The organism is Lactobacillus kitasatonis DSM 16761 = JCM 1039, assembly GCF_000615285.1.
Taxonomy (GTDB): Bacteria; Bacillota; Bacilli; order Lactobacillales; family Lactobacillaceae; genus Lactobacillus; species Lactobacillus kitasatonis.
Map to the genome: position 1 here is coordinate 151,077 of NZ_BALU01000001.1, position 22,081 is coordinate 173,157.

18 protein-coding genes, 2 pseudogenes and 1 other annotated feature are annotated in these 22,081 nt (G+C 37.4%); of the genes and pseudogenes, 15 read left to right on the forward strand and 5 right to left on the reverse strand.

Annotated features, from left to right (window positions below; genetic code table 11):
* Window positions 1-250 precede the first annotated feature (250 nt).
* From cbpB to JCM1039_RS12940, 4 genes are all read left to right on the forward strand, one after another.
* Entirely contained in the window at window positions 251-721 is a 471-nt protein-coding gene (gene cbpB, locus JCM1039_RS00850; RefSeq protein ID WP_025014255.1) for a cyclic-di-AMP-binding protein CbpB, read from the forward strand.
* A 142-nt stretch (window positions 722-863) separates the two neighbouring features.
* Window positions 864-2,720 (forward strand): heavy metal translocating P-type ATPase, encoded by a 1,857-nt coding sequence (locus tag JCM1039_RS00855; protein ID WP_025014256.1) that lies wholly within the window; start codon window positions 864-866, stop codon window positions 2,718-2,720.
* 56 nt (window positions 2,721-2,776) lie between these two features.
* Window positions 2,777-2,834, forward strand: a sequence feature (sodium ion sensor (DUF1646 type); this cis-regulatory element may regulate processes involved in with the transportation of sodium ions).
* A gap of 41 nt (window positions 2,835-2,875) precedes the next feature.
* Window positions 2,876-4,045 (forward strand): cation:proton antiporter, encoded by a 1,170-nt coding sequence (locus JCM1039_RS00860; protein ID WP_025014257.1) that lies wholly within the window; start codon window positions 2,876-2,878, stop codon window positions 4,043-4,045.
* Between the two features lie 169 nt (window positions 4,046-4,214).
* Entirely contained in the window at window positions 4,215-4,358 is a 144-nt protein-coding gene (locus JCM1039_RS12940) for a putative holin-like toxin (RefSeq protein WP_081775126.1), read from the forward strand.
* A 115-nt stretch (window positions 4,359-4,473) separates the two neighbouring features.
* On the opposite strand, the gene JCM1039_RS00865 is transcribed toward JCM1039_RS12940, so the two are convergent.
* Complete coding sequence (locus tag JCM1039_RS00865; protein ID WP_244438029.1) at window positions 4,474-5,067, reverse strand: DUF4097 family beta strand repeat-containing protein; 594 nt, start codon at window positions 5,065-5,067, stop codon at window positions 4,474-4,476.
* Between the two features lie 59 nt (window positions 5,068-5,126).
* Window positions 5,127-6,701, reverse strand: coding sequence for an ATP-binding cassette domain-containing protein (locus tag JCM1039_RS00870; RefSeq protein ID WP_025014259.1), 1,575 nt, complete (start codon window positions 6,699-6,701; stop codon window positions 5,127-5,129).
* 104 nt (window positions 6,702-6,805) lie between these two features.
* On the opposite strand from JCM1039_RS00870, the gene JCM1039_RS00875 reads away from it, so the two are divergent.
* The 3 genes from JCM1039_RS00875 (at window position 6,806) to JCM1039_RS00885 (ending at window position 8,825) form a co-directional block, all read left to right on the forward strand.
* Window positions 6,806-7,654 carry a helix-turn-helix domain-containing protein gene (locus JCM1039_RS00875; RefSeq protein WP_025014260.1) on the forward strand — a complete coding sequence of 283 codons (849 nt, stop codon included), beginning with the start codon at window positions 6,806-6,808 and terminating at the stop codon, window positions 7,652-7,654.
* A 153-nt stretch (window positions 7,655-7,807) separates the two neighbouring features.
* Window positions 7,808-8,320 (forward strand): CHAP domain-containing protein, encoded by a 513-nt coding sequence (locus JCM1039_RS00880; RefSeq protein WP_025014261.1) that lies wholly within the window; start codon window positions 7,808-7,810, stop codon window positions 8,318-8,320.
* A gap of 103 nt (window positions 8,321-8,423) precedes the next feature.
* Window positions 8,424-8,825, forward strand: a complete 402-nt coding sequence (locus JCM1039_RS00885; RefSeq protein WP_025014262.1) for a helix-turn-helix domain-containing protein — start codon at window positions 8,424-8,426, stop codon at window positions 8,823-8,825.
* A 46-nt stretch (window positions 8,826-8,871) separates the two neighbouring features.
* Here the strand turns inward: JCM1039_RS00885 and JCM1039_RS00890 are convergent, their stop codons facing one another.
* A complete protein-coding gene (locus JCM1039_RS00890) occupies window positions 8,872-9,531 on the reverse strand; it encodes a CPBP family intramembrane glutamic endopeptidase (protein WP_025014263.1) in 660 nt (219 codons plus the stop codon).
* 89 nt (window positions 9,532-9,620) lie between these two features.
* Here JCM1039_RS00890 and JCM1039_RS00895 point away from each other — a divergent pair, with 89 nt between their 5' ends.
* Together JCM1039_RS00895 and JCM1039_RS10150 are read left to right on the forward strand one after the other, a co-directional pair.
* Complete coding sequence (locus JCM1039_RS00895; protein ID WP_025014264.1) at window positions 9,621-10,724, forward strand: YdcF family protein; 1,104 nt, start codon at window positions 9,621-9,623, stop codon at window positions 10,722-10,724.
* 23 nt (window positions 10,725-10,747) lie between these two features.
* Window positions 10,748-13,084: pseudogene (locus JCM1039_RS10150) on the forward strand (ABC transporter ATP-binding protein/permease).
* A gap of 291 nt (window positions 13,085-13,375) precedes the next feature.
* Here JCM1039_RS10150 and JCM1039_RS10155 read toward each other — a convergent pair.
* Window positions 13,376-13,980 (reverse strand): annotated as a pseudogene (locus JCM1039_RS10155) (ECF transporter S component).
* 129 nt (window positions 13,981-14,109) lie between these two features.
* On the opposite strand from JCM1039_RS10155, the gene JCM1039_RS00915 reads away from it, so the two are divergent.
* From JCM1039_RS00915 to JCM1039_RS00935, 5 genes are all read left to right on the forward strand, one after another.
* Window positions 14,110-15,132 (forward strand): BMP family lipoprotein, encoded by a 1,023-nt coding sequence (locus JCM1039_RS00915; protein WP_034532847.1) that lies wholly within the window; start codon window positions 14,110-14,112, stop codon window positions 15,130-15,132.
* 214 nt (window positions 15,133-15,346) lie between these two features.
* Window positions 15,347-16,432, forward strand: coding sequence for a BMP family lipoprotein (locus tag JCM1039_RS00920; protein ID WP_025014267.1), 1,086 nt, complete (start codon window positions 15,347-15,349; stop codon window positions 16,430-16,432).
* Between the two features lie 65 nt (window positions 16,433-16,497).
* Window positions 16,498-18,036 (forward strand): ABC transporter ATP-binding protein, encoded by a 1,539-nt coding sequence (locus JCM1039_RS00925; RefSeq protein ID WP_025014268.1) that lies wholly within the window; start codon window positions 16,498-16,500, stop codon window positions 18,034-18,036.
* Window positions 18,029-19,180 (forward strand): ABC transporter permease, encoded by a 1,152-nt coding sequence (locus JCM1039_RS00930; protein ID WP_025014269.1) that lies wholly within the window; start codon window positions 18,029-18,031, stop codon window positions 19,178-19,180. Before JCM1039_RS00925 ends, JCM1039_RS00930 begins: the two co-directional genes overlap by 8 nt.
* Window positions 19,180-20,136 (forward strand): ABC transporter permease, encoded by a 957-nt coding sequence (locus JCM1039_RS00935; RefSeq protein ID WP_025014270.1) that lies wholly within the window; start codon window positions 19,180-19,182, stop codon window positions 20,134-20,136. Before JCM1039_RS00930 ends, JCM1039_RS00935 begins: the two co-directional genes overlap by 1 nt.
* A gap of 104 nt (window positions 20,137-20,240) precedes the next feature.
* Here the strand turns inward: JCM1039_RS00935 and JCM1039_RS00940 are convergent, their stop codons facing one another.
* A complete protein-coding gene (locus JCM1039_RS00940; RefSeq protein ID WP_025014271.1) occupies window positions 20,241-21,068 on the reverse strand; it encodes an aldo/keto reductase in 828 nt (275 codons plus the stop codon).
* Between the two features lie 120 nt (window positions 21,069-21,188).
* Here JCM1039_RS00940 and nagB point away from each other — a divergent pair, with 120 nt between their 5' ends.
* Complete coding sequence (gene nagB, locus JCM1039_RS00945) at window positions 21,189-21,908, forward strand: glucosamine-6-phosphate deaminase (RefSeq protein ID WP_025014272.1); 720 nt, start codon at window positions 21,189-21,191, stop codon at window positions 21,906-21,908.
* Window positions 21,909-22,081: the final 173 nt, after the last annotated feature.

Consider the following 22,081-nt stretch of genomic DNA (forward strand, 5'->3'; position numbering starts at 1 on the left):
CAAAAATTTTCTTCTTAACTAGTTCTCAAGCAAATCTTTACCTTTTCATAAGAATTTGAACATTTTTAATTCACATTTACTCTGTACTATATAAATCGTAGCAAGGCGGTAGAAACTTGCTACAATACTCCCACTTTTTTATTTCATTCATTCTTACTCCTCCAAAGTAGATGAAACTAATAAGGTCCGCAAAATTTTGCGGGCCTTTTCCTTTTTTCTAGTATAATTTTAGTCAGAAAAGAGGCGTATCATGTTTTCACCATCGATCCAACATTTAATTGAAGAAAAATCGGGATCATTCTTAATTCCCGCTAGTCGTATTGCCTTTGTTCAAGAAGACAACCCACTTTATCATGCATTTTTAATTCTGACTAAAGTTAAATATTCCAAAATTCCAGTTTTAGATAAAGATAAAAGAGTAGTTGGTTTACTTAGCTTGGCCATGATTACGAACAAAATGCTAACCAATGACACAATTTCTACCGTGCCACTTGATACTTTAAAAGTTAAAGACGTAATGCAAACGGATTTCGATAAAATAAATTTTGTTGAAACTACACTTGAAACGCAGCTACATTTACTGATTAACAATGCCTTCCTGCCCGTCGTAGATGATCGCGGCGTCTTTCAAGGTCTTCTCACCAGACGTGAATGGATCAAGGCTTTCAACTATGTCGTTCACACTTATGATAAACACTATAAATCTGAAAAAATTAAATAACCAAAAAGTGGCTTGAATAAAGATTTCAAGCCACTTTTTAATTACAAAACAATAATAAATCATTTATACAGTCTATACCAAAAAAGAATGTTAGAATGGTGTGAGTAAAGTAATATTACAGACTTTTTTGGAGGTTTGAATCATGAAACGTCAATGGAAATTTATTGTCGTTTTAATTGCCGGGGTAATAAGTCTGTTCTTTGAATTTGGCGTGCACGCTTCTACGTTATTTACCACACCATTTCTTAAATTACAGATGAATCCTCAAGCAATTATTATCGACATCCTAGGTATTTGGATTTCTGTCCTCTTATTAATGGAGATCGTTGAAGATTGGAAATCTGGACGCTATGGTGTTGATATTCTAGCAGTTATTGCGATTGTTTCTACTATTTTGATCAACAACTACTGGGCTGAATGGATGATTTTGGTAATGTCCACTGGTGGTGAAACACTGGAAGACTACGCTACAGGACAAGCCAGCAAGGAATTACGTTCCCTTTTGAACAATACGCCACGTATTGCCAACAAGTTGGTTAATGGTCAAATTACTGAGGTCAAAGTTGATGAATTGCGCATTGGCGACATCGTTTTGATCAAACCAGGTCAACAAGTTCCTGTCGACGGTGAAATTGTTAAGGGTACTTCTAGTTTTGACCAATCATCATTGACTGGTGAATCTGTTCCTGTAACTAAAAAGCCAGGCGACAACCTGATGTCAGGTTCCGTTAACGGTGATGCCGCAGTGCAAATGAAGGTTACCAAGGAAGCTAAAAACTCTGAGTATCAGTCAATCGTTGCTTTGGTTAAGTCAGCACAAGCACAACCTGCTAAGTTCGTTAAAATGGCCGACCGTTATGCTGTTCCATTTACCATCATTTCATTGATTATTGGTGCAGCTGCATGGGCTACTTCAGGGGATGCAACTAGATTCGCCGAGGTTATGGTTGTTGCTTCTCCATGTCCACTTTTGATTGCAGCTCCAGTTGCTTTGGTCAGTGGTATGAGTTCAATGTCAGCTCACCACATCATTGTGAAGTCTGGTCCAACTCTTGAAAAATTAGCTCGTGCCAAGACTTTTGCTTTCGATAAAACTGGTACTTTAACTGAAAACCAATTGGTAGTTGATCAAGTTGTACCTGCAGAAGATTCTGTAAGTAAGGATGAATTACAAGGTTTAGCTGCCAGCGTTGAACAACTATCAAGCCACGTTATCGCTAGCTCACTTGTAAAGGCCACTAACAAAGACTTAATCAAGCCGGTAACCAACTTAAAGGAAACTACTGCTCAAGGTGTTGAAGGCGACGTTGACGGCAAGCACGTTAAAGTCGGTAAATTAAAGTTCGTTGCACCTGATCATGAAAAGATCGATATTAACTCAACTGCTGTCTTTGTCTCAATCAATGATCAATTTGCTGGCTACATTACCTTGATGGACGAAATGCGTTCAGAAACACCTGACACAATTGCTAGATTGAAGCGTCAAGGTGCACAAGATATTATGATGCTTACTGGTGACCACAAGGCTGTTGCCGAAAAAGTTGGTAACAAAGCCGGTATTACCGATATTCGTGCTGATCTTTTACCATCTGAAAAGATTAAGGCTATCAAGGAAGTACCTAAAGACTTGCGTCCTGTTGTTATGACTGGTGACGGTGTTAACGACGCCCCAAGTTTAACTGCTGCTGATGTTGGTATCGCTATGGGTGCCAAAGGTGCTACTGCTGCCAGTGAAAGTGCTGATGCAGTTATCATGGTTAACGATTTGTCTAAGATCAATGATGCTGTTGCTATTTCTAAGCACACTATGAAGGTTGCTAATATCGACGTTTTGACTGCGATCGGTGTCGTAATTATCATCGAATTGATTGCCTTCACTGGTGTTATTCCAGCATTCTGGGGTGCTATTTTGCAGGAAGTTGTCGACATGATCACTATCAGTTTGGGACTTCTTGCTAAGACTACTCCAAGTAAAAAGCAATTTGGACTTGAAGAGTAATTTGCATCTGACTTAAAAAAATATTAAAATTAAACTCAACTGAATATTTATTTAGTGGTTGGGTTTTTACACAAAATAAAAACTTTCAAGATTTGCTTCTTTGGGTCAAGAAGCGCTTGAAAGTTTTTTTGTTTTTTTAAGGAAAAGAGGACGATATGCATTTCTTAGGGGAATTAATTTTAATCCTGCTGACAACAGTATTGCTCGGGCAATTATTTGCCCGCTTTAACATGCCATCAGTTATCGGACAATTGCTTTCAGGTATTTTATTAGGACCAGCTATCTTAAACTGGATTCATCCAAATGAAATAATCAGCTTATTCTCTGAATTTGGGGTCATTTTATTAATGTTCTTAGCCGGTCTTGAAAGTGATTTGGACTTATTAAAGAAATACTTCAAGTTGAGTTTTACGGTAGCTAGTGTCGGTGTCATTTTGCCAGTTGTTTTCATGGGACTGGCCAGTTACTTCTTTGGCATGAAGCCACTTGAAGCACTCTTTATCGGGATCGTTTTTGCGGCAACCAGTGTTTCTATTTCGGTTGTGGTATTGCAAGAAGCTAACCAACTTCATACACGTGCCGGTACAGCAATTTTAGGGGCCGCTGTAGTCGATGACATCTTGGCTGTGGTAGTTTTAAGTTTATTCACTACATTCAGTCACGAAGGCGGAAAGAGCGGTTTAACCAACAATTTCTTCCTTAACATCTTGATCGAAATCGTCTACTTCGTCGTTGTTTGGATCATCTTCAAATTTGTTGCGCCATACTTTATGAAGGTTTCAGAAAAAATTTCTGTTGATTACTCTGTAGCCATTGGTTCATTAGTATTGGCATTAACAATGGCTTGGGCTGCCGACTTCGTTGGCTTGTCTGCCGTTGTAGGTGCGTTCTTTGGTGGTTTGGCAATTCGTCAAACGCCGCAACATAAAGAAGTTCAATCATCCGTTTCAGCAATCGGTTATTCCATCTTCATTCCAGTATTCTTCGCTGATATCGGTCTTTCAATGACCTTTGCCAGCTTTTTCAAGGACATCTGGTTCATTATTGCGATGACCGTTTTAGCCGTTCTATCCAAGTTCTGGGCTGGTAAATACTCCAGTGAAGTCTTTGGCTTTACTAATAACGAAGGTAATATCGTAGGTGCCGGAATGGTATCACGTGGTGAAGTTGCGTTAATTGTGGCACAGATCGGGATCACACATCACTTATTCCCTGAAGATATTTACTCCAGTTTGATTTTGGTAATCATTGTAACGACTGTGCTTTCACCATTTATCTTGAATCACTTCATTAAGAAGAGTAAGCAAGATACAGAATTTATGTAAATTAAAAGCCTAGTGGATGCTAGGCTTTTTTCGTGTTCGCTTGTAGACGCAAATACGAATCAGTATAATTTCATGCGTAGAAAAGTTGAAGCGGCGGCTATCCCAAGGAAATGGTGCTTATGAAGATTTTTTGACTCTACCACAACCCTGTTAGAAAGGAGACGCCATCGTGTCTGTTTCAGATGCGTTGCAACTAATGTTCAGTTTCGGCTCGTTTGTCGTTTTACTGATTTCATTGGTTGTTGAGCTGATCAAACTACATGATCAGCGAAAAAATAACTGCTTTAGCTCTGCAAAGCTGGCAGTTATTTAGTAAATTGTAATAATTTTCAAATAGTCGTCGCTAATGCGATTCTACACTAAAGAGGTTTGACTTAGTCGGCCTCTTTTTTCATACTCATTATATCAACTACATGGCATGTAGACAATCAATTAACAGAAATATTACCATTTGAAGTATCGATACTTAGCACATTTTTAGCATCAGTATTTTTCTCAAACTCATCAGATTTATTTTCTCCTTCAACAGTAATATGACCATTTGAAGTAGACAGATCATATCCTTCTACATTAGTCTTTCCAACTTTTACCGTGCCGTTTGAAGTATCGATTTTGAAGCCGTTTTTCGTTATCAGATTTTTAAGATTAACTTTACCGTTTGAAGTATCAATTGTTCCCTTTTGAACTTCTAAATTATCAGCTGATATATTGCCATTTGAGGTATCAATTGAAAGGTACTTCAATTCTTTCTTAGGCATTTTAATAGTTAACTCCTGTTTTAACTTTTTCGCATTAAAAATGCTGCCATTAATTGTTATAGACCTTTCTGGCGAATCAATAGTCAAAATACCATTTTTCACCTTTACAGATGGCTCTAATTTTTCTTGTCCTGTGTAACTTACACTATAGCGATCACCAGTCACTAATCTAATGTTGTCGATCGAGTTATCAACTTTTATTTGATTAAAGGATTCTACCGAAAAGTTTTTATTAACTGTCTTTATATCATTTGAATTGTACAAGAAATAAACTCCTCCAATGGCAATTACAACTATAAATATTAATATCAACATTTTTCTCATCACTCCATATACCCTTTCAAGTCAATTACGTTATCATAGTTTCCTAACTCATTTGCTTCATAATGGTGGGTCACTTCTACAAAGGTTAAATCAGAATTTAACAAATATTGATGAATCTTATCTGATGTCTTTTTATCAAGAGAGGCATTAATTTCATCAAGCAAAAGCACAGGGCGTCTTGATAAAATCGCTCTAGCCAACTCAATTCTTGCAAGCTGACCGCCTGATAATTGATCTGCATTATCACCCAGGGAATAATCAAACCCTTTTTCTTTAATTACATTAGTAAGTTGAAGCTTAGAACAAACTTGCTCAACTATTTCCTGGGGAATATCTTTACCTAAAGTCAGATTGAACCATAAAGTATCTGCGAAAATAACTGGTGCCTGACTTGCATAAGCAAAAATATTTTCAAAGTTACCTGCTTTTTCAATTTTCCCGTTTAACAAAATTTCTTTTGCTTCACCATATTTACCTTTCATCAAGAACTGCAGCAACGTTGATTTACCTGTCCCTGATGGACCAATAATTGCCTGCTTAGTTTTTCTTTTAATTGTTAAATCAAGATTTTGGATTAACTGTTGGCCTTTTCTATTAAGTGAAACGTCTGTTAAAACAAGATCCTTAAAGGCCACTTTATTGTTATCGGCTTTTTCACCTTTTGCCAAAGCTAAATACTTATTTGTCTTTTCAACGATCTTTTTGGTAGTTGATAATTCATTACGATCATTCAAGATAGTTAAGATTGGATTTACAAAAGAGTTAGCCAACTGCACAATAGCAAACAACGAACCTAACGTTGTCATACCATGGATTACCATGTAGACACCTGTTAAAAACGGAACTAAGAATGTAACAAGATTACCGATCAGACTAATCCAAGAACCAGTATCTAAATTCAATAGATTCATTTTTCTTAATGCAGCCTCAAGATTGAATACTTTTACTTGGTTTTTCTTCGCTGCATTTTCTCGCCCATTGTATAAACTCAAAGTTTCGCTGCCAGCTAAAAAATTCTTAGTTTGATTTACATACTGACCATTGGCTTTAGTCCAATTTTCTGAGGCATTTTGAATTGATTTTTGGAAGAAATTAGAAATGAGCATTGGTACAAATGAACCAACTAAAAACAAAATAGTAACTAGCCAATTAACTGATAATGCATAGCCTAAGGCCAGCACTAATGCACAAGCCTGCATAATAATTTCAATCTGTGCATCAAAGCGATTAGTTTCGAGCAACTTAAAGTCATTGGTTAAAAAGCCAAGCCCATCAGAATTCTCATCCCTATCAGTATTGAGCATCCCTTTGAAGATGTTAGTTCTCAAATATGCATTAGTTTCTTGAATTGCGGCAGTTTTTAAGCGATTGAAAATTAAGCTTGCTATAAAAGTAAGAAGAAAGCCAGTAATCATGATAATTAAAAAATTTCCTACTTGATCCCACTTCTTTTGTGTTGCAATATTGGTCAAGGTTTGCACCATATATGCTGAGATGATAGTGGAACAACTTGCAATAAATCCTGTTATGATCATTGCAATGAACTTAAAATGATTTGAGTATTTGTAAAGCATGAAATTCAACTCCCCTGTTTGTTATTGGGGATATTATTGCATGCATTTTTTATTCAAAAATGATAAATTGCATATATGCAATATCAATATAGGAGAAAACCGAAATGGCAATTGGTGAAAAATACAAAGAATTACGAAAAGAACAATCTATTACCTTAGCACAAGCAGCCAAAGGTATTTGTGCTACTTCGAATTTATCTCGCTGGGAGAACGGTAAAATTACGCTAGAGTTCAACAAAGTACTGGCTCTTTTAAGCCGGATTCACATTAGCCCTACTGAATTTATTGGTTATGCAGATATTGTGCAAGAAAATGATCTTCCAACAGAAATACTGAAAGCAATTGAAGAAGAAGATGCTAGTGCAATAAAGGAACTTATCTACGTACAATTAGATAAGTACCATGCTAAGCGAAATGCACACGATCTATATCTTGCCGTGATACTTTGCAATCAATACCTACTAATCAAGGGTGAAAACCTCTTACCATTTTCTGATCAAATGCACCTTTACACTTATTTATCCAAGATCACCTTGTGGAGCACCTATAATTTAGGCTTTTTTGGCAACTGTGTTTTCATGATCAAAACTGACAAAGTCTATGCTATTGCGATGAACGTTTTAAACAACCAAGATTTAATTCAAAAAAATTCTAGTTCCATCGGTTTAATTTCCATGATGGGGGTTCTATCAGATGCAACGATATCGCTAATTTTTCGCAAAGATATAATCCATGCACATAAATTAATTAATACTTTTAAAAGCATCGAACTACCACAATACCTAGAATTCTTTAAAGTGACTTTGACATTCTTAGAAAAGACACTGCAATATTTAAAAACTAAAGATGAAGATTCTATTCTAAGTTTTATCAATAATGCTCAAGCTATGGGAATGAACGAATCTGCAGATACATTTAAAAATATCTTTGAAAAAGTCAAAATATTAAATTAAAAAAGCAATTTGTTATAGAATACTAATCAAATTAAGCCCAATAATGAAAGGTTGATCGTCGCAGCAGATAAGTCTACATTAAAGAATAAATTTATTCTCGTCTTAATCAGTCTCTTAATTCTATTTAGCATATTTTTTATAGGGAGCAAAACAATGAACATTCCTTCTCCTACTCAATTCACTGATGACTCACATTATCAAAACACAATTATCAAATATAGTCGCCGCTTGATCGGATATTTCAATTACGGTACTGATGAGCGAAGAATGAATTTGGGCAATTTACAACATCCAAATAAAAATGGTTTTGCTGATTGCTCAAGCCTCGTTTGGTTAGTGATGAAGCAGGCCGGTTATAATGTTGGACAAACAGCCTTTTCTACTCCTGAAATGGAAAATGATGCTAAAAATGCTCATCAATACTTTAGACAAATTCATGCTAAAAATGTGAAACCAGGTGATATTGTCATTGTTAATGTTGGAACTGGTTATGGTCCAAATGGCCACACAGCAATTATTGATGGTTCATATCACGGCAGAAAAACGCAAATTATCGAAATCGGTGGAATCGATCCAATGGGTGCGGTCCATCGTTCAACAATTGCGCAATCTTTTCAAAGCCTTCTTAAAGAGGGAAGTATCACTTATGCTCGTCCTACTAAATAAGCATTGCAACCTCAAGTTGACAAAATTTATCGCAAAATTGGTAGAATGCAACCATTCCTCGCAGTATCATTTTGATAAAATTAAACCAATCGAGGTAACGAGTATGAACTTAAATCAAAAAATATCACAATTACGAAATGATAATAACTGGTCACAAGAAGAATTAGCCGAGAAATTAAATGTTAGTCGACAATCCGTTTCTAAATGGGAGAGCGGACAAGCTAAACCTGATCTAGACAAAATCATTGCTTTATCTAATATTTTTGATGTTTCAACTGATTATTTACTCAAAGATGACAATGAAGAAAAGAGTAATAAATCAACTAATAAGCATCACTTCAGCCTTTCATGGATTCAATTTGGGCGCCTTAATTCTGCTATTTGGGCAATTGCTGGAGCAATCTATTTTATCTGCGGATTTGCCTTTGATAATTGGGATTCTAGTATGATTATATTTTCAATTACATTGATACTTACTATCATTATCAGATTATTTGCACACTAAACACAAAAACGTCGGAAAATTTCCGGCGTTTTAATTTGCATCCAATTTAAATAAATCCCATCGCGTTATAACACATGTGTACTAGTATCGAGTAACGCAAGTCCTTCGTCGTTGTGTACACCCAGGCCAAGATGATACCTAACACCCAATAAACCAAGATGTACTTGCTCAACATCGGATCATGCATATAGCCGAATAGAAATCCACTTGTGATAATTCCCAACCATTTATTTAATGTCGTTGGCTTAGTAAAGAAGATGTTAAAGAACATCCCTCTAAAAATCGTTTCCTCACAAGATGGTGCAATAAAAACTACCAAAATTCTAAATAGCCCTTCATTACCTTGTTCTATCTTATTCAAGCTTTGTTGGTTTTCAGATACACCGCCACCAACTAGGTTAAGCATCACAACAGATCCAACCACGATCAAGATAAAGCCAATTACCGCAATTCCTAATCTACGTGCATCCCAGTGCGGACTCTCATTAAAGCCCCAAAGATTCTCCTCTTTTAACTGTCGGCGATATAAATAAAAGATGACGAATAAAATCACCACAGTCATCAAAGATGTAGCAAATACTCGTAAATTGCCCTTGCCCAAATTTATTCTTTTTGGTGCAAAATAAGCTATTTCAAGCAACATATATAGGGCAAAAGCTAAAATTGCCCCTGCAATATTTCCCAGGTAATGTCCTATTTTTTTCATTTTTCTCGTTCACACCTTGATTCTTTCCTCTTTTAATCGATGTTTTCATTATAATATTAATAAGCTAAAAAGCATAAGGAGGAGTATCTGTGCTAAACGAAATTGTTGCTTTTCTAGGAAGACGTGGTGAATTTTTCTACATCTCAGTTTTTATGCTGGTGATCTTCTTTGTCTTCCTAATTTCTTGGCTAATTGAGCCGCGTCGTTTAATTAATGGCGTCTTTTTCACCATCTTCTTAGTTTCATTATTATCTTGGACAACAGTCATGATCCATAAAAGTACCAGTCACGGACTGCAGCGAGCCTACGATCTTCTTTTCCTAGTCGCACTTTTTGGCATCACCGCTCTTTTAATCTTTGCCTGGATCTTTTTGTTCTGGAACGCCTACTTCGTCTGGAAATATGAAAGCCACACTTTGCCTAACTTATTAACTTTAATTATTGGCTTCATCGCTCTTATTTTCAGTATTTTAGTTCTAGTCGGTCCCGGAAGATATTTACCACACTGGTTAAGTGCACTGCTTGCATCAATTCCAGCAATTGCCCTCTACCTTGGCTTAGTTTTATATAACTTCTTGATAAACTTACTACTATATCAAATCTACCCTCGCCACTATAAGCAAGATTATTTAATCGTTCTTGGTGCAGGTTTACTCAATGGTGATCAGGTTTCCAAATTATTAGCTGCTAGAATCAACCGTGCGATTCAATTTTCTAACCGCCAATATCAAAAAGGCAGAAAGCGTCCCATCATTATTATGTCTGGCGGCCAAGGGCCTGATGAAAAAATACCCGAAGCTGTAGCCATGGCCAGATTTGCACAACATCGCGGTATTTCGCCTAGTGAAATTTTAATTGAGGATCAATCTAAGAATACTTATCAAAATATGCTTTTTTCAAAGCGAGTTGCCACTAAAGATTTTGGTAGCGATAAATTCAAAGCTGCCTTCTTCAGCAACAATTACCACATTTTCAGAGCTGCTCTTTTGGCCAAAGAAGTGGGTCTAAAAGCTAATGGCGTTGGTGCTTTTACCCGTTTTTACTACTTGCCTAACGCAATTATTCGTGAATTTGCCGGTGTATTTGTCATGCATAAACGCCGCTATTTCGTTATCATGGGAGTAATAATTTTATTCTTTATTCTGCAAGCTATTTTGGCTGCAGCAGGCATCGTTAAATTTAACGTTGTCTAATCTCATTAGAAAGAAGACGAGAAATGCTACAACTAAAACACATTTTTAAGTCATACCATGTGGGCGACACCGTTACACACGCTCTAGATGACGTTACTATTTCTTTCCGTGACCAAGAATTCGTGGCTATTTTAGGGCCAAGTGGTTCTGGTAAAACGACAATGCTGAACGTTATTGGTGGTTTAGATCGCTATGATAAAGGTGATTTGATCATCAACGGTAAAGCAACCAAGAACTTTAAAGAAACTGACTGGGACGCTTACCGTAACAACACCGTTGGTTTTATTTTTCAAAACTATAATTTAATCCCGCACTTGTCCATTATGGATAATGTGGAATTAGGATGAACCTTTCAGGCGTGCCTAAAAAGGAGCGCCATGAAAAGGCCGTCGCTGCTTTAACCGAGGTTGGTTTAAAAGATCACATTAATAAGCGTCCCAACCAATTATCCGGTGGTCAAATGCAGCGTGTAGCGATCGCTCGTGCCATTGCTAACGATCCTGATATTTTGCTTTGTGACGAACCGACAGGAGCCCTTGATACAGAGACGTCTGTGCAAATCATGAAGCTAATCAAAAAGCTATCTAAGGATCGTTTAGTCATTATGGTTACGCACAACCCAGAGCTGGCTAAAGAATATGCAACTAGAATTGTTAACTTCCAAGACGGTAAAATCTTAGACGATTCTGAACCTTTTAAACCTGAAGCTGAAGAAGACACCTTCAATCTAAAACGGACTAAGATGTCCTACTGGAACGCGATTAAGCTTAGTTTTACCAATATCATGACCAAAAAAGGTCGGACGATTTTAACCGCTTTTGCTTCCAGTATCGGTATCATTTCCATCGCGGTTGTTTTGGCCATCTCCAATGGTTTCCAAAAGCAGATCAACACCACGATGAGCAAAGCTTTAGCTAAATACCTATCTCGATTAGTCAAACGGCCACCGATATGACATCAATGAACGAGCGCAACGAGTCAGATAAGAACGTTAAAAATCGTGGTTATGTAACGGCTAAAAAAGATCAAAGCGAGCAAGCTCAACATACCAACAAGATTAGTCAAAAGTATGTTACTACGTTAAAAAGATCAACCCGAACTACGCTAATAATATTTCTTACCAACGTGGCGTTAATTTAAACCTTTTATCTAAAGTAAAAGGCAAAACTGAGTGGGTACAATTTTCAAATTCTGATCCTAGCCAAGGCTCATCAGTCATGCAAGCACGTGCTCAAGCTATGAGTTCAATGGGTATCGGCTCTTCAGTTTTCCCAACAACTTTGAATAAAAACAAGGGTGCATTCTTAAAGCAAAACTACCAAATTTTATCTGGTACTTGGCCAAGCAAGGCAACGGATCTAGTTTTGGTAACTGACAACAAGAACACTGTTAACATCAACTCCTTGAAGAACTTAGGCTTTGATGTTTCTGAAAATGATCAAATTAAATTCGATAAGCTTGTCGGTAAAACTTTCAAGGTAGTTTCTAACAACGACTACTACCAAGAACTACCTAACGGAATGTTTATCCCTAAAAAAGTTAATAGTTCAATGTACAACGATGCCAAGACTAAGTTGAAATTAGTTGGTGTAATCAGACCTAAGAACGAAGATTCAATGGCTCTGCTTTCAACTGGTATTGCATACAGCGACAAGCTCTCTCAAAAAGTTATCAACGACAACAAGAATTCTGATGTTGTTAAAGCACAAAAGAAGAGTAGCCGTAGCATTTTAACCAACCAAAAACTTAACGCCAACGAAAAGAAGATGACAATGCAAACTTTGGGTGGCTCCAGCATCCCTACTGGCATCATGATCTACCCTAACAACTTCGATGACAAAGACAAAGTGCTCGACTACTTAGACAAGTGGAACAAGGGTAAGAAGAAAGCTGACAAGATTGTTTATACCGATATGTCTAGCGCCGTTACAACGATGACTGGTGGCTTGCTGAATAGTATCACCACTATCTTGGTTGCCTTTGCTGCTATCTCATTGATTACCTCAATGATCATGATCGGTATTTTGACTTACACTTCAGTTCTTGAGAGAACTAAAGAAATCGGTGTATTAAAGGCATTAGGTGCTCGTAAGAAAGACATCACTCGCGTATTTGACGCAGAGACTTTTATTTTAGGCGTCTTCTCTGGTGTACTTGGTATCTTTATTGCCTACCTGCTCACCTTCCCAATCAACACTGTGATTTACAACCTTACAGATTTATCAAATGTGGCACAGCTTGATCCAAAAGCAGCGATTATTTTGATCATCGTTTCAACAGTACTTACTTTGCTTGGTGGTCATATTCCTGCAAGAATGGCAGCCAAGAAGGATGCCGCAATTGCACTTAGAAGTGAATAGATTGGATGTACCCTCTATGGATTTAACATAACAGGTAAAACATCATGAAATCAATCTGGAAAACAATGTTTTGGAAAATACTTGAGACAATTGTGTTAGTAATATTTCTCTATTACCAATACCCTGATTTTCATGCATTAATTGTTAATATCATAATCCTTTTGGTTATGATCCCTGTTTTATATTTCTGGGAGAAAATAAAATTAACCAAAAAGAACTCCAATAACAAAAAGAATTAGAAATTAAAAAGCTGATATATCGACGTTTTAGAAACGAAGATAATCAGCTTTTTTAGCGTCTTTTCATTACTATTTTAAGCGGCGTTACAATCAATGGCGTAACGATTGCTGTGAATGCCGCTTCAAACAATCCGTTTAATCCCAGAGCTGAGATTAAAATCAAGATCAGTGGTGAGCTAGAATTATAGTTACCTAAATGTTGTACCAAACTAGCAGGATCATGCATAAAGAATAAGCTAGTTAATACGATAACCATAACCGTGTTGGTCAGAGAGGTTGCAGCACCACTCACGATATAACCTACCTTGTCATATTTATTTTGATCAAATATCTGCCAATAATTCCCGGGAAATACCCAGCTAAAATACTTGGTACAAGTGAAATCACCGGATTTTGGAATAGCATCAAACTAACCATGTCTCCCGGTTGGGTGTAAGCAACAATCAATCGAGTAATTCCCCAAAAAAGGCCAAAGATAAAGCCGGCTTTTGGCCCCATTAATGTGCCATAAACTGCAATTGTTAGTGGAATAGTAGTGATGGCAGGAAGCGCCGGAACAATTCTAATGTAGCCGATATTAGGCACGAAAGTTTGAATAATCAATAGCGCTGCAAAGACGGCAGTAATTGCCATTCTCTTCGTTTCTTCTCGTCTCATTCATATTCTCCAATTCATTAAAAATACGTTTTTAATTAAATCATGAATGGAAAAATTTTTCACTAAAAAGACTTTCTTGTACAATTAACGTATTGAACGAAAAGGACAAATTATGAAAATTCAAAAAATATTTTTATAGCATTTCTAGCTTCATTAACGTTAACTGCATGCTCTACTTCAAATAGTGCGGTCGATAATGCCTCTAAATCTGCCGCATTGATTACGGATGGCAATATTAACGATCATTCTTTTAATCAATCTGCTTGGGAAGGACTAGAAGCTTACGGCACAGAATATAAATTAAATAAGGGTGCGGATGGCTATCAATATTTTCAAGTTAAAAATAAAGATAACTTGAAAACTGGTATTAGTAAAGCGATCAAGCAAAAATATCAAACTATTTTTGGTCTTGGCAGCGAAGCAAAAAATTCCATTACTTCTGCCGCAAAAAAACATCCTAACAGGAACTTTGTAATCATGGATGACACTATCAAAGGTTATCCTAATATTGCTTCTGTAAGATTCAAAAAAGACGAAGGTGCATACTTAGCTGGCGTTGCGGCCGCAAGTCAAACTAAAACTGGAAAAGTTGGTTTTATTGGTGGCGAAAATAGTAGTGTGATTCGTTCATTTAAGCGTGGATTTACTAAGGGCGTAAACGATCAAGCTAAAAAGATGCACAAGAAAGTCATTATCTATAGCCAAAATATTGGTACTTTTACTAATACGTTTAAGGCGAGAACTATCGCGGCTACCATGTATGGTAAAAACGCAGATATTATTTTCCACGCAGCCGGTAAGGCCGGAAGCGGACTATTCCAAGAAGCCAGATTTATTAATCAAGCTCGCCCCGCTAAAGATCGCGTTTGGGTAATTGGTGTTGATGCCGATCAATCTAACTTGGGCAAATATGATGCTAAAGGCGGCCAAGAAGCCAACTTTGTTTTAACGTCTGTCATTACCGGAATTAATGTGGCTACCAAGGATATTGCCAGTCGCAGCTATCAAGATAAATTTCCTGGTGGAAAAACGATTACCTATGATTTAAAAAATAATGCAGTTTCTATCCTACCTGGTCAAATAGATCCTGCCACTTGGAAATATGTTCAAATAGCTAGAAACAAAATATTAGCTGGAAAAATCAAAATATAGAATTAAGCCTATCTGGATTTATATATTCAGATAGGTTTTTATTTTGAAAACGTACACAGTTCTTAACGTTCGCTTTTTATTTTAATGAATTACTAGCATAATACGAATATTTAATTTTAAACGGACTATTTTTTGGTATTACATTGACGTAATACGTATTATTCTGTATTATTTTATTAAATCATTCGTATATATTTTGGAGGTACATTTTAAAATGAACTCAAAGTTCAAAAAAGTCTTTTCATTCGGTATCGTTTTAGCTTCAGTTGGCTTACTCCTTACAGCTTGTTCGGGTAAGAAGAGCAACGAAACTGCAAATAAAGATACTAAACACGGCATTGCTTTAATCACTGACGAAAACGGTGTTGACGACCACTCATTCAACCAAGCTGCATGGGAAGGTTTCAAGGCCTACGGTAAGGAACACAACTTACAAAAGGGCCGCGGCGGCTACCAATATTTCCAATCAAGTAGTGCTGCTGACTATACACCTAACTTTGATCAAGCTGCAAAAGCAGGCTATCAAACAATCTTCGGTGTAGGTTTCCAATTAGCAGACGCAGTTAAAGAAGCTGCACAAAAGAATCCTAAGAAGAACTTCGTTATCGTAGATAGTGTCGTATCTGGTAAAAAGAACGTCGCTTCTGCTACTTTTGAAAGTAACCAATCATCATACTTAGGTGGTTTAGCTGCAGCATACACTACTAAGACTAACAAAGTTGGTTTCATCGGTGGTGCTAAGTCAGCCGTAATCGACTTATTCGAAGCAGGCTTTAAGCAAGGTGTCGCAGATGGTGCCAAAGCTCTTCACAAGAAGATCTCTGTTCAAACTCAATACATTGGTAACTTCACTTCAACTGATAAAGCAAAATCAATTGCTCAATCAATGTACGCAAACAAAGCAGACATCATCTACCAAGCAGCTGGTAACGCTGGTAACGGTGTGTTCCAAGAAGCTAAAGACTACGACCAAGCTCGTCCAGCTTCAAAGAAGGCTTGGGTAATCGGTGTTGACGTTGACCAAAGCAACTTGGGTAACTACACTTCAAAAGATGGCAAGAAAGAAAACCTTACTTTAACTTCTGTATTGAAAGGTTTGAACATCGCTACTAAGAGCATTGCTAACGATGCTTACAAGGGCAAGTTCCCTGGCGGCAAGCACTTAGTTTACAGCTTAAAAGGCAATGGTGTTTCTATCACCAAAGGTAATTTAGACGCTAAGACTTGGGCAGCAGTTCAAAAAGCACGTACGCAAATTATTGACGGCAAAATCAAGGTTGCTACCGCTCCTTCTAAGTAAAAACTTAGTATCCATTGAACTCTTCACTTTTTAGTGAAGAGTTTTTATTCATAGAAAGATAAAATATGACGACAGAAAAAACAAATGCAATTGAAATGAGACATATCGTTAAAAAATTCGGTGATTTTAAAGCCAATGACGATATCAACCTCACACTTCATCAAGGTGAAATTTTAGCCTTACTTGGTGAAAACGGTGCTGGTAAATCTACTTTGATGCGCATTTTATCAGGACTGCTTGAACCTACTTCTGGTGAAATTTTTGTAAAAGGTAAAAAAGTAGAAATTAATAGCCCAACTAAAGCAAAAGAACTCGGTATTGGTATGGTTCACCAGCACTTCATGCTGATGGAATCATTCACAGTATTAGAAAACATTATTTTAGGTCATGAACCTACTAATGGCGTTGCCCTTGATATAAAAAAGGCACGCGAACAAATCTTAAAACTCTCCGAAAAATACGGCCTCGCAATTGATCCTGATGCTCAAATTTCAAATATTACTGTTGCTCAACAACAACGAGTAGAAATCCTTAAAGTGCTCTACCGTGGTGCTGACATCCTTATCTTCGACGAACCTACTGCGGTTTTAACTCCACAAGAAATCACTGAGTTTATTCAAATTATCAAAAACTTAGCTAAAGAAGGAAAATCAATCATTCTGATCACGCACAAGCTTAGTGAAATCAAGGCAGTGGCAGATCAAGTAACTATTATTCGCCGCGGACGCGATGTTGGTACTTTTGAAGTAGCTAACGTTGACGATAATCGTTTGGCTGAATTAATGGTTGGCCACCACGTTAACATGAAGCTTAACAAAAAGAGCGTGAAGCTAGGACGTGAAATCCTTAAAGTTGAAAATCTGAAGGTTAAAAATACTCGTGGCTCATTCGCCGTCAAAAAGCTTTCGCTTAACATTCATGGTGGTGAAATCTTAGGCTTAGCCGGAATCGACGGTAACGGTCAAGATGAGCTTGTCGAAGCAATCACAGGGTTGCGTCACGTTAACAGCGGAAAAGTTATTATCAATAATCAAAACATGACGAATAAAAAAGTTCGCCAAATAACTGAAGCTGGGGTTGCTCACATCCCTGCCGACCGTCAAAAATACGGCCTGATCTTAAATCTTCCATTAGCTGAAAATCTGGTTTTGCAAACTTACTACAAGCAACCATATTCAAAACACGGAATCATCAACCATCAAGCAATCTATGAACATGCCGAAGAGTTAATTAAAAAATACGACATTCGAACTACCAGCGCTGAACTGCCAGCAAGTGATCTTTCAGGTGGTAACCAACAAAAAGCAATCATTGCTAGAGAATTAGATCGAAATAGTGATTTAATTATCGCTTTCCAACCAACACGTGGATTAGACGTCGGCGCTATCGAATATATTCATAAGCAGCTTTTAGCAGAACGAGATGCAGGAAAGGCCGTCTTGCTTGTGTCATATGAGCTTGATGAAATCATGCAATTGTCTGATCGAATCGCAGTATTGCACGACGGAAAAATTTCAGGAGAAGTTAAACCTGAAGACACAAACGATACAGAGCTCGGTCTCTTAATGACTGGAATCAAGAAAGAAGGAGCAGTGAATGATTAAAGTCACTCCTAAAGTTAAAAATATACTCGTACCAACGGTTTCAATTATTGCCGGATTTTTAGTTGGTGCGTTGATCATGCTCGCATGGAGCTACAACCCAATAGAAGCTTATAGTTCAATGTTTTCAAGTGCGCTTGGCAACATGAACGGAATTGGTGAAACAATCAGAGAAGCCACTCCCCTAATCTTTATTGCGGTTGGTTTTGCAATTGCTTCTAAAGCAGGCTTTTTCAACATTGGTTTACCAGGACAAGCACAAGCTGGTTGGCTGACATCAATTTGGATTGTTCTTGCCTTTCCTAAATTACCTGGTTATATTCTTTTACCATTTGCAATCATCAGCGGTGCAATTGCCGGAGCTATCGTTGCCGGAATTGCCGGATACTTGAGAGCGCAATTTGGCACCAACGAAGTTATTACAACTATCATGCTTAACTACATTGTGTTATACGTTTGCCAATACTTGATGCAACAAGTAATGCCTGCAAGCTTGCGCATTGGTACTGATACAACCAAGACTATTTCTCCAAATGGCAGTTTAAAAATCGGCTGGTTATCAACCATGTTTGGTGATTCCAGAATTAATGGTGGTATTTTCTTAGCACTTATCGGTTTAGTTTTGTACTGGTACTTCATGAAAAAGACCACCGCAGGATTTGAAATTAAAGCTGTTGGTCTTAACTCATTTGCTAGTCGCTACGCAGGTATGTCATCTAAGAAAAACATTATCATTTCAATGTTAATTTCGGGAGCATTCGCAGGACTTGGCGGTGTTGCACAAGGTTTGGGAACATACCAAAACTACTTCACTCAAACAAGTAGTGTAGATATCGGTTGGGACGGCCTTTCAGTTGCACTTTTAGGTGGTGGAACTGCTTGGGGCATTTTAATTGCTGCTATTTTATTCTCAGTTTTAAAAATTGGTGGTTTGGGGATGCAAACTATCGCCGGCATCCCTTACGAAATCGTTTCTATCGTAATTGCCGCTATCATTTTCTTTATCGCAATCAACTACGTTATCGGTAAAATCTTTAAAACCAAGACAAATAAAAGTAAATACCACATCCCTACCCGTAAAGAAAAGGGACCAAACAATGGTGTCGATGGTCCTGGTAAAAAAGTAATTGAAGGGAGCACCAACTAATGAACTTCATCACCATAATGGCCTTAATTGTTTCATCAACACTGGTTTATTCTGCACCACTAATCCTTACTTCCTTAGGCGGTGTCTATAGTGAAAATTCTGGGATCGTTAATATCGGTCTTGAAGGAATTATGACTATAGGAGCTTTTGCCGCTATAGTATTTAATCTAACCTTTGCTCCATCAATGGGTAGCTTAACCCCATGGGTTGGTGCTTTAATTGGTGGTATTGCCGGTTTAATCTTTTCAATTCTTCACGCTGTAGCAACTATTAACTTTCACGCCGACCACATCATTTCAGGAACAGTGCTAAACATCATGGCACCACCTCTTGGAGTATTCTTAATCAAAGCGCTTTATGATAAAGGTCAAACCGAAAATATTACTGCTAACTTCGGTTACTTCAGTTTTCCTGGTTTAAGCGGCATTCCTGTAATTGGACCTATTTTCTTCAAGAACACTTCAGCTCCTGCCTGGATCGCCATTATTCTTGCAATTTTTATGTGGTGGCTTTTATATAAGACGCGCTTTGGTTTACGCCTTCGCTCTTGTGGTGAAAATCCTCAAGCAGCCGACACTATGGGGATCAATGTTTACAAGATGCGCTATATCGGCGTTTTAACATCTGGTTTTATGGGTGGACTTGGTGGTGCCATCTTTGCGGAAGCTATCGCAGGTAACTTCTCAATCTCAACCATTGTTGGTCAAGGGTTCATGGCTTTAGCTGCTGTGATTTTCGGTAAATGGAATCCAATTGGCGCAATGCTTTCCTCACTATTCTTTGGTTTTGCTCAAAGTTTAAGTATCATCGGAAATCAATTGCCGGTCATCTCAAACGTGCCTGCTGTTTACATGCAAATTGCACCTTACGTGCTGACAATCATCGTTTTAGTCCTCTTCTTAGGGAAATCTGTTGCACCTGCAGCTGATGGGGTTAATTACATCAAATCTAAGTAAAAGAAAAGATCTGTTTCACATGAAACAGATCTTTTTTACACATATGCACAAAGTTATCCACAAGATATGGTGAATAGCATATTTTTAAATACTATATCTAGTAATTAGATGACTGCTAGTGGTGTTTTCTCAGTAGGAACTGGAAAATCACTGTTAATTAAACGAAGTTCATCTTCAGTTAATTTGATATCCTGCGCTTCAATGTTTTCCTTCATATGCTTAACTTTCGCAGCTTTAGGAATAGCCAAAACATTGCCATTACGCATTGTCCAAGCCAGCATAATTTGATGTGGTGTAACGCCATGATCACGCGCAACAATCTTTAAGTTACGCGTAACACGAATCGTATCACCTTTGCCTGAATTAAATGGTGAGTAACCGATAAAACTTACACCATGCTTTTCCTGCCAGTCTTGCAAATCAAACTCGGTTCCGCGCTCATTTAAATTATATAAGTCTTCATTAACAAAGCACTTATCTCCACCAGGTACTGAGAACAATTCCTCCATATCGCTAGTGTCAAAGTTTGAAACGCCCCAATGATGAATCAAACCTTCTTTTTGCAAAGCTTCAAGACCGCGAATCGTATCCGACAAACGATGATTGCCACGCCAGTGAAGTAAGTATAAGTCCAAATAATCTGTACCTAGTCTGTCTAAACTAGCTTCCAAACTTTGGCGCTCTAATTCTGGCGTTGCATGATAGGGATAGAATTTTGAAATTAAAAATAGTTTGCTTCTATCATAGCCTTTGATGGCTTCACCTACCAACTTTTCACTTTTGCCTTCACCATACATTTCAGCAGTATCAATAATATTTACCCCATTATCTAGTCCATAGCGAATTGCGGCTATTTCATCCTTTTTCTTCTTGGGATCTTCACCAATATTCCATGTCCCTATACCTAATCCCGTTAACTTTTCAAAATCCATCCTTATTCACTTCCTTCACCTCAAATTCTACCATAGTTAAGATTATTTCTTTTTATTAATTGACAAAATGGTCTATTCCATTTTATAATGGGCTAGACCAATAAATGAGGAGGATTTATTATGAAAGTTATCGTTACAGAAAACAAAATTCAAGGCGGAGCAAAGGCATTCGAAATTTTTGAAAAAGGTATTAAGAACGGTGCTAAGGTATTAGGCTTGGCAACTGGTTCTACCCCTGAAACTCTTTACCAAAACTGGGTAAAGAGTGACCTTAACTGTGAAAATCTTACTAGTATCAACCTTGATGAATATGTTGGCTTAACACCAGACAATCCTCAAAGTTACCATTATTTCATGCAAAAACACTTATTTGATAAGAAGCCATTTAAGAAATCTTACATTCCTAATGGTACGGCAAAAGATATTCCTGCAGTTTGCAAAGAATACGATCAAATCATTAAAGAAAATCCTATCGACATTCAATTATTAGGTATCGGCCGTAATGGTCACATTGCCTTCAATGAACCAGGTACTCCATTTGACACCGGTACTCACGAAGTTAAATTAACTGAAAACACAATTAAGGCCAACTCTCGTTTCTTCGACAATGAAGATGAAGTACCAAAGAGCGCTATCTGCATGGGTACTGCTAACATCATGGATGCTAAGAAGGTCGTTTTGATGGCCTTTGGTGAAAAGAAAGCTAAAGCTATCAAAGAAATGATCGAAGGACCTATCACTGAAGAAGTTCCTGCATCAATTTTACAAAAGCACCCAGATGTAACTGTTATCGTTGACGAAGCAGCTGCTCAAGAATTGGATGACAAATACAAGAACTAAGAACTAAAAACAATACCAATAGAAAAACGGTTAGGCAAATTTGCCTAGCCTTTTTTTCAATCCTATCCGTTTTTTATCCCTAACATATTGACAATTCTGATTTTTACCTAATTAAAAAAATCCTTGCACCACTACCAGATATTGATTAAACTATTAAAGCAACCCAATATATG

Bases quoted from the DNA above. Each gene is read 5' to 3' on its own strand.
- JCM1039_RS00890 (WP_025014263.1), bottom strand. From the start codon at position 9,531: ATGAAAAAAATAGGACATTACCTGGGAAATATTGCAGGGGCAATTTTA.
- JCM1039_RS00880 (WP_025014261.1), top strand. From the start codon at position 7,808: ATGAACATTCCTTCTCCTACTCAATTCACTGATGACTCACATTATCAA.
- JCM1039_RS00860 (WP_025014257.1), top strand. From the start codon at position 2,876: ATGCATTTCTTAGGGGAATTAATTTTAATCCTGCTGACAACAGTATTG.
- JCM1039_RS00885 (WP_025014262.1), top strand. From the start codon at position 8,424: ATGAACTTAAATCAAAAAATATCACAATTACGAAATGATAATAACTGG.
- cbpB (WP_025014255.1), top strand. From the start codon at position 251: ATGTTTTCACCATCGATCCAACATTTAATTGAAGAAAAATCGGGATCA.
- JCM1039_RS00935 (WP_025014270.1), top strand. From the start codon at position 19,180: ATGAACTTCATCACCATAATGGCCTTAATTGTTTCATCAACACTGGTT.
- JCM1039_RS00875 (WP_025014260.1), top strand. From the start codon at position 6,806: ATGGCAATTGGTGAAAAATACAAAGAATTACGAAAAGAACAATCTATT.
- JCM1039_RS00925 (WP_025014268.1), top strand. From the start codon at position 16,498: ATGACGACAGAAAAAACAAATGCAATTGAAATGAGACATATCGTTAAA.
- JCM1039_RS00920 (WP_025014267.1), top strand. From the start codon at position 15,347: ATGAACTCAAAGTTCAAAAAAGTCTTTTCATTCGGTATCGTTTTAGCT.
- JCM1039_RS00940 (WP_025014271.1), bottom strand. From the start codon at position 21,068: ATGGATTTTGAAAAGTTAACGGGATTAGGTATAGGGACATGGAATATT.
- nagB (WP_025014272.1), top strand. From the start codon at position 21,189: ATGAAAGTTATCGTTACAGAAAACAAAATTCAAGGCGGAGCAAAGGCA.
- JCM1039_RS00930 (WP_025014269.1), top strand. From the start codon at position 18,029: ATGATTAAAGTCACTCCTAAAGTTAAAAATATACTCGTACCAACGGTT.
- JCM1039_RS00855 (WP_025014256.1), top strand. From the start codon at position 864: ATGAAACGTCAATGGAAATTTATTGTCGTTTTAATTGCCGGGGTAATA.
- JCM1039_RS00870 (WP_025014259.1), bottom strand. From the start codon at position 6,701: ATGCTTTACAAATACTCAAATCATTTTAAGTTCATTGCAATGATCATA.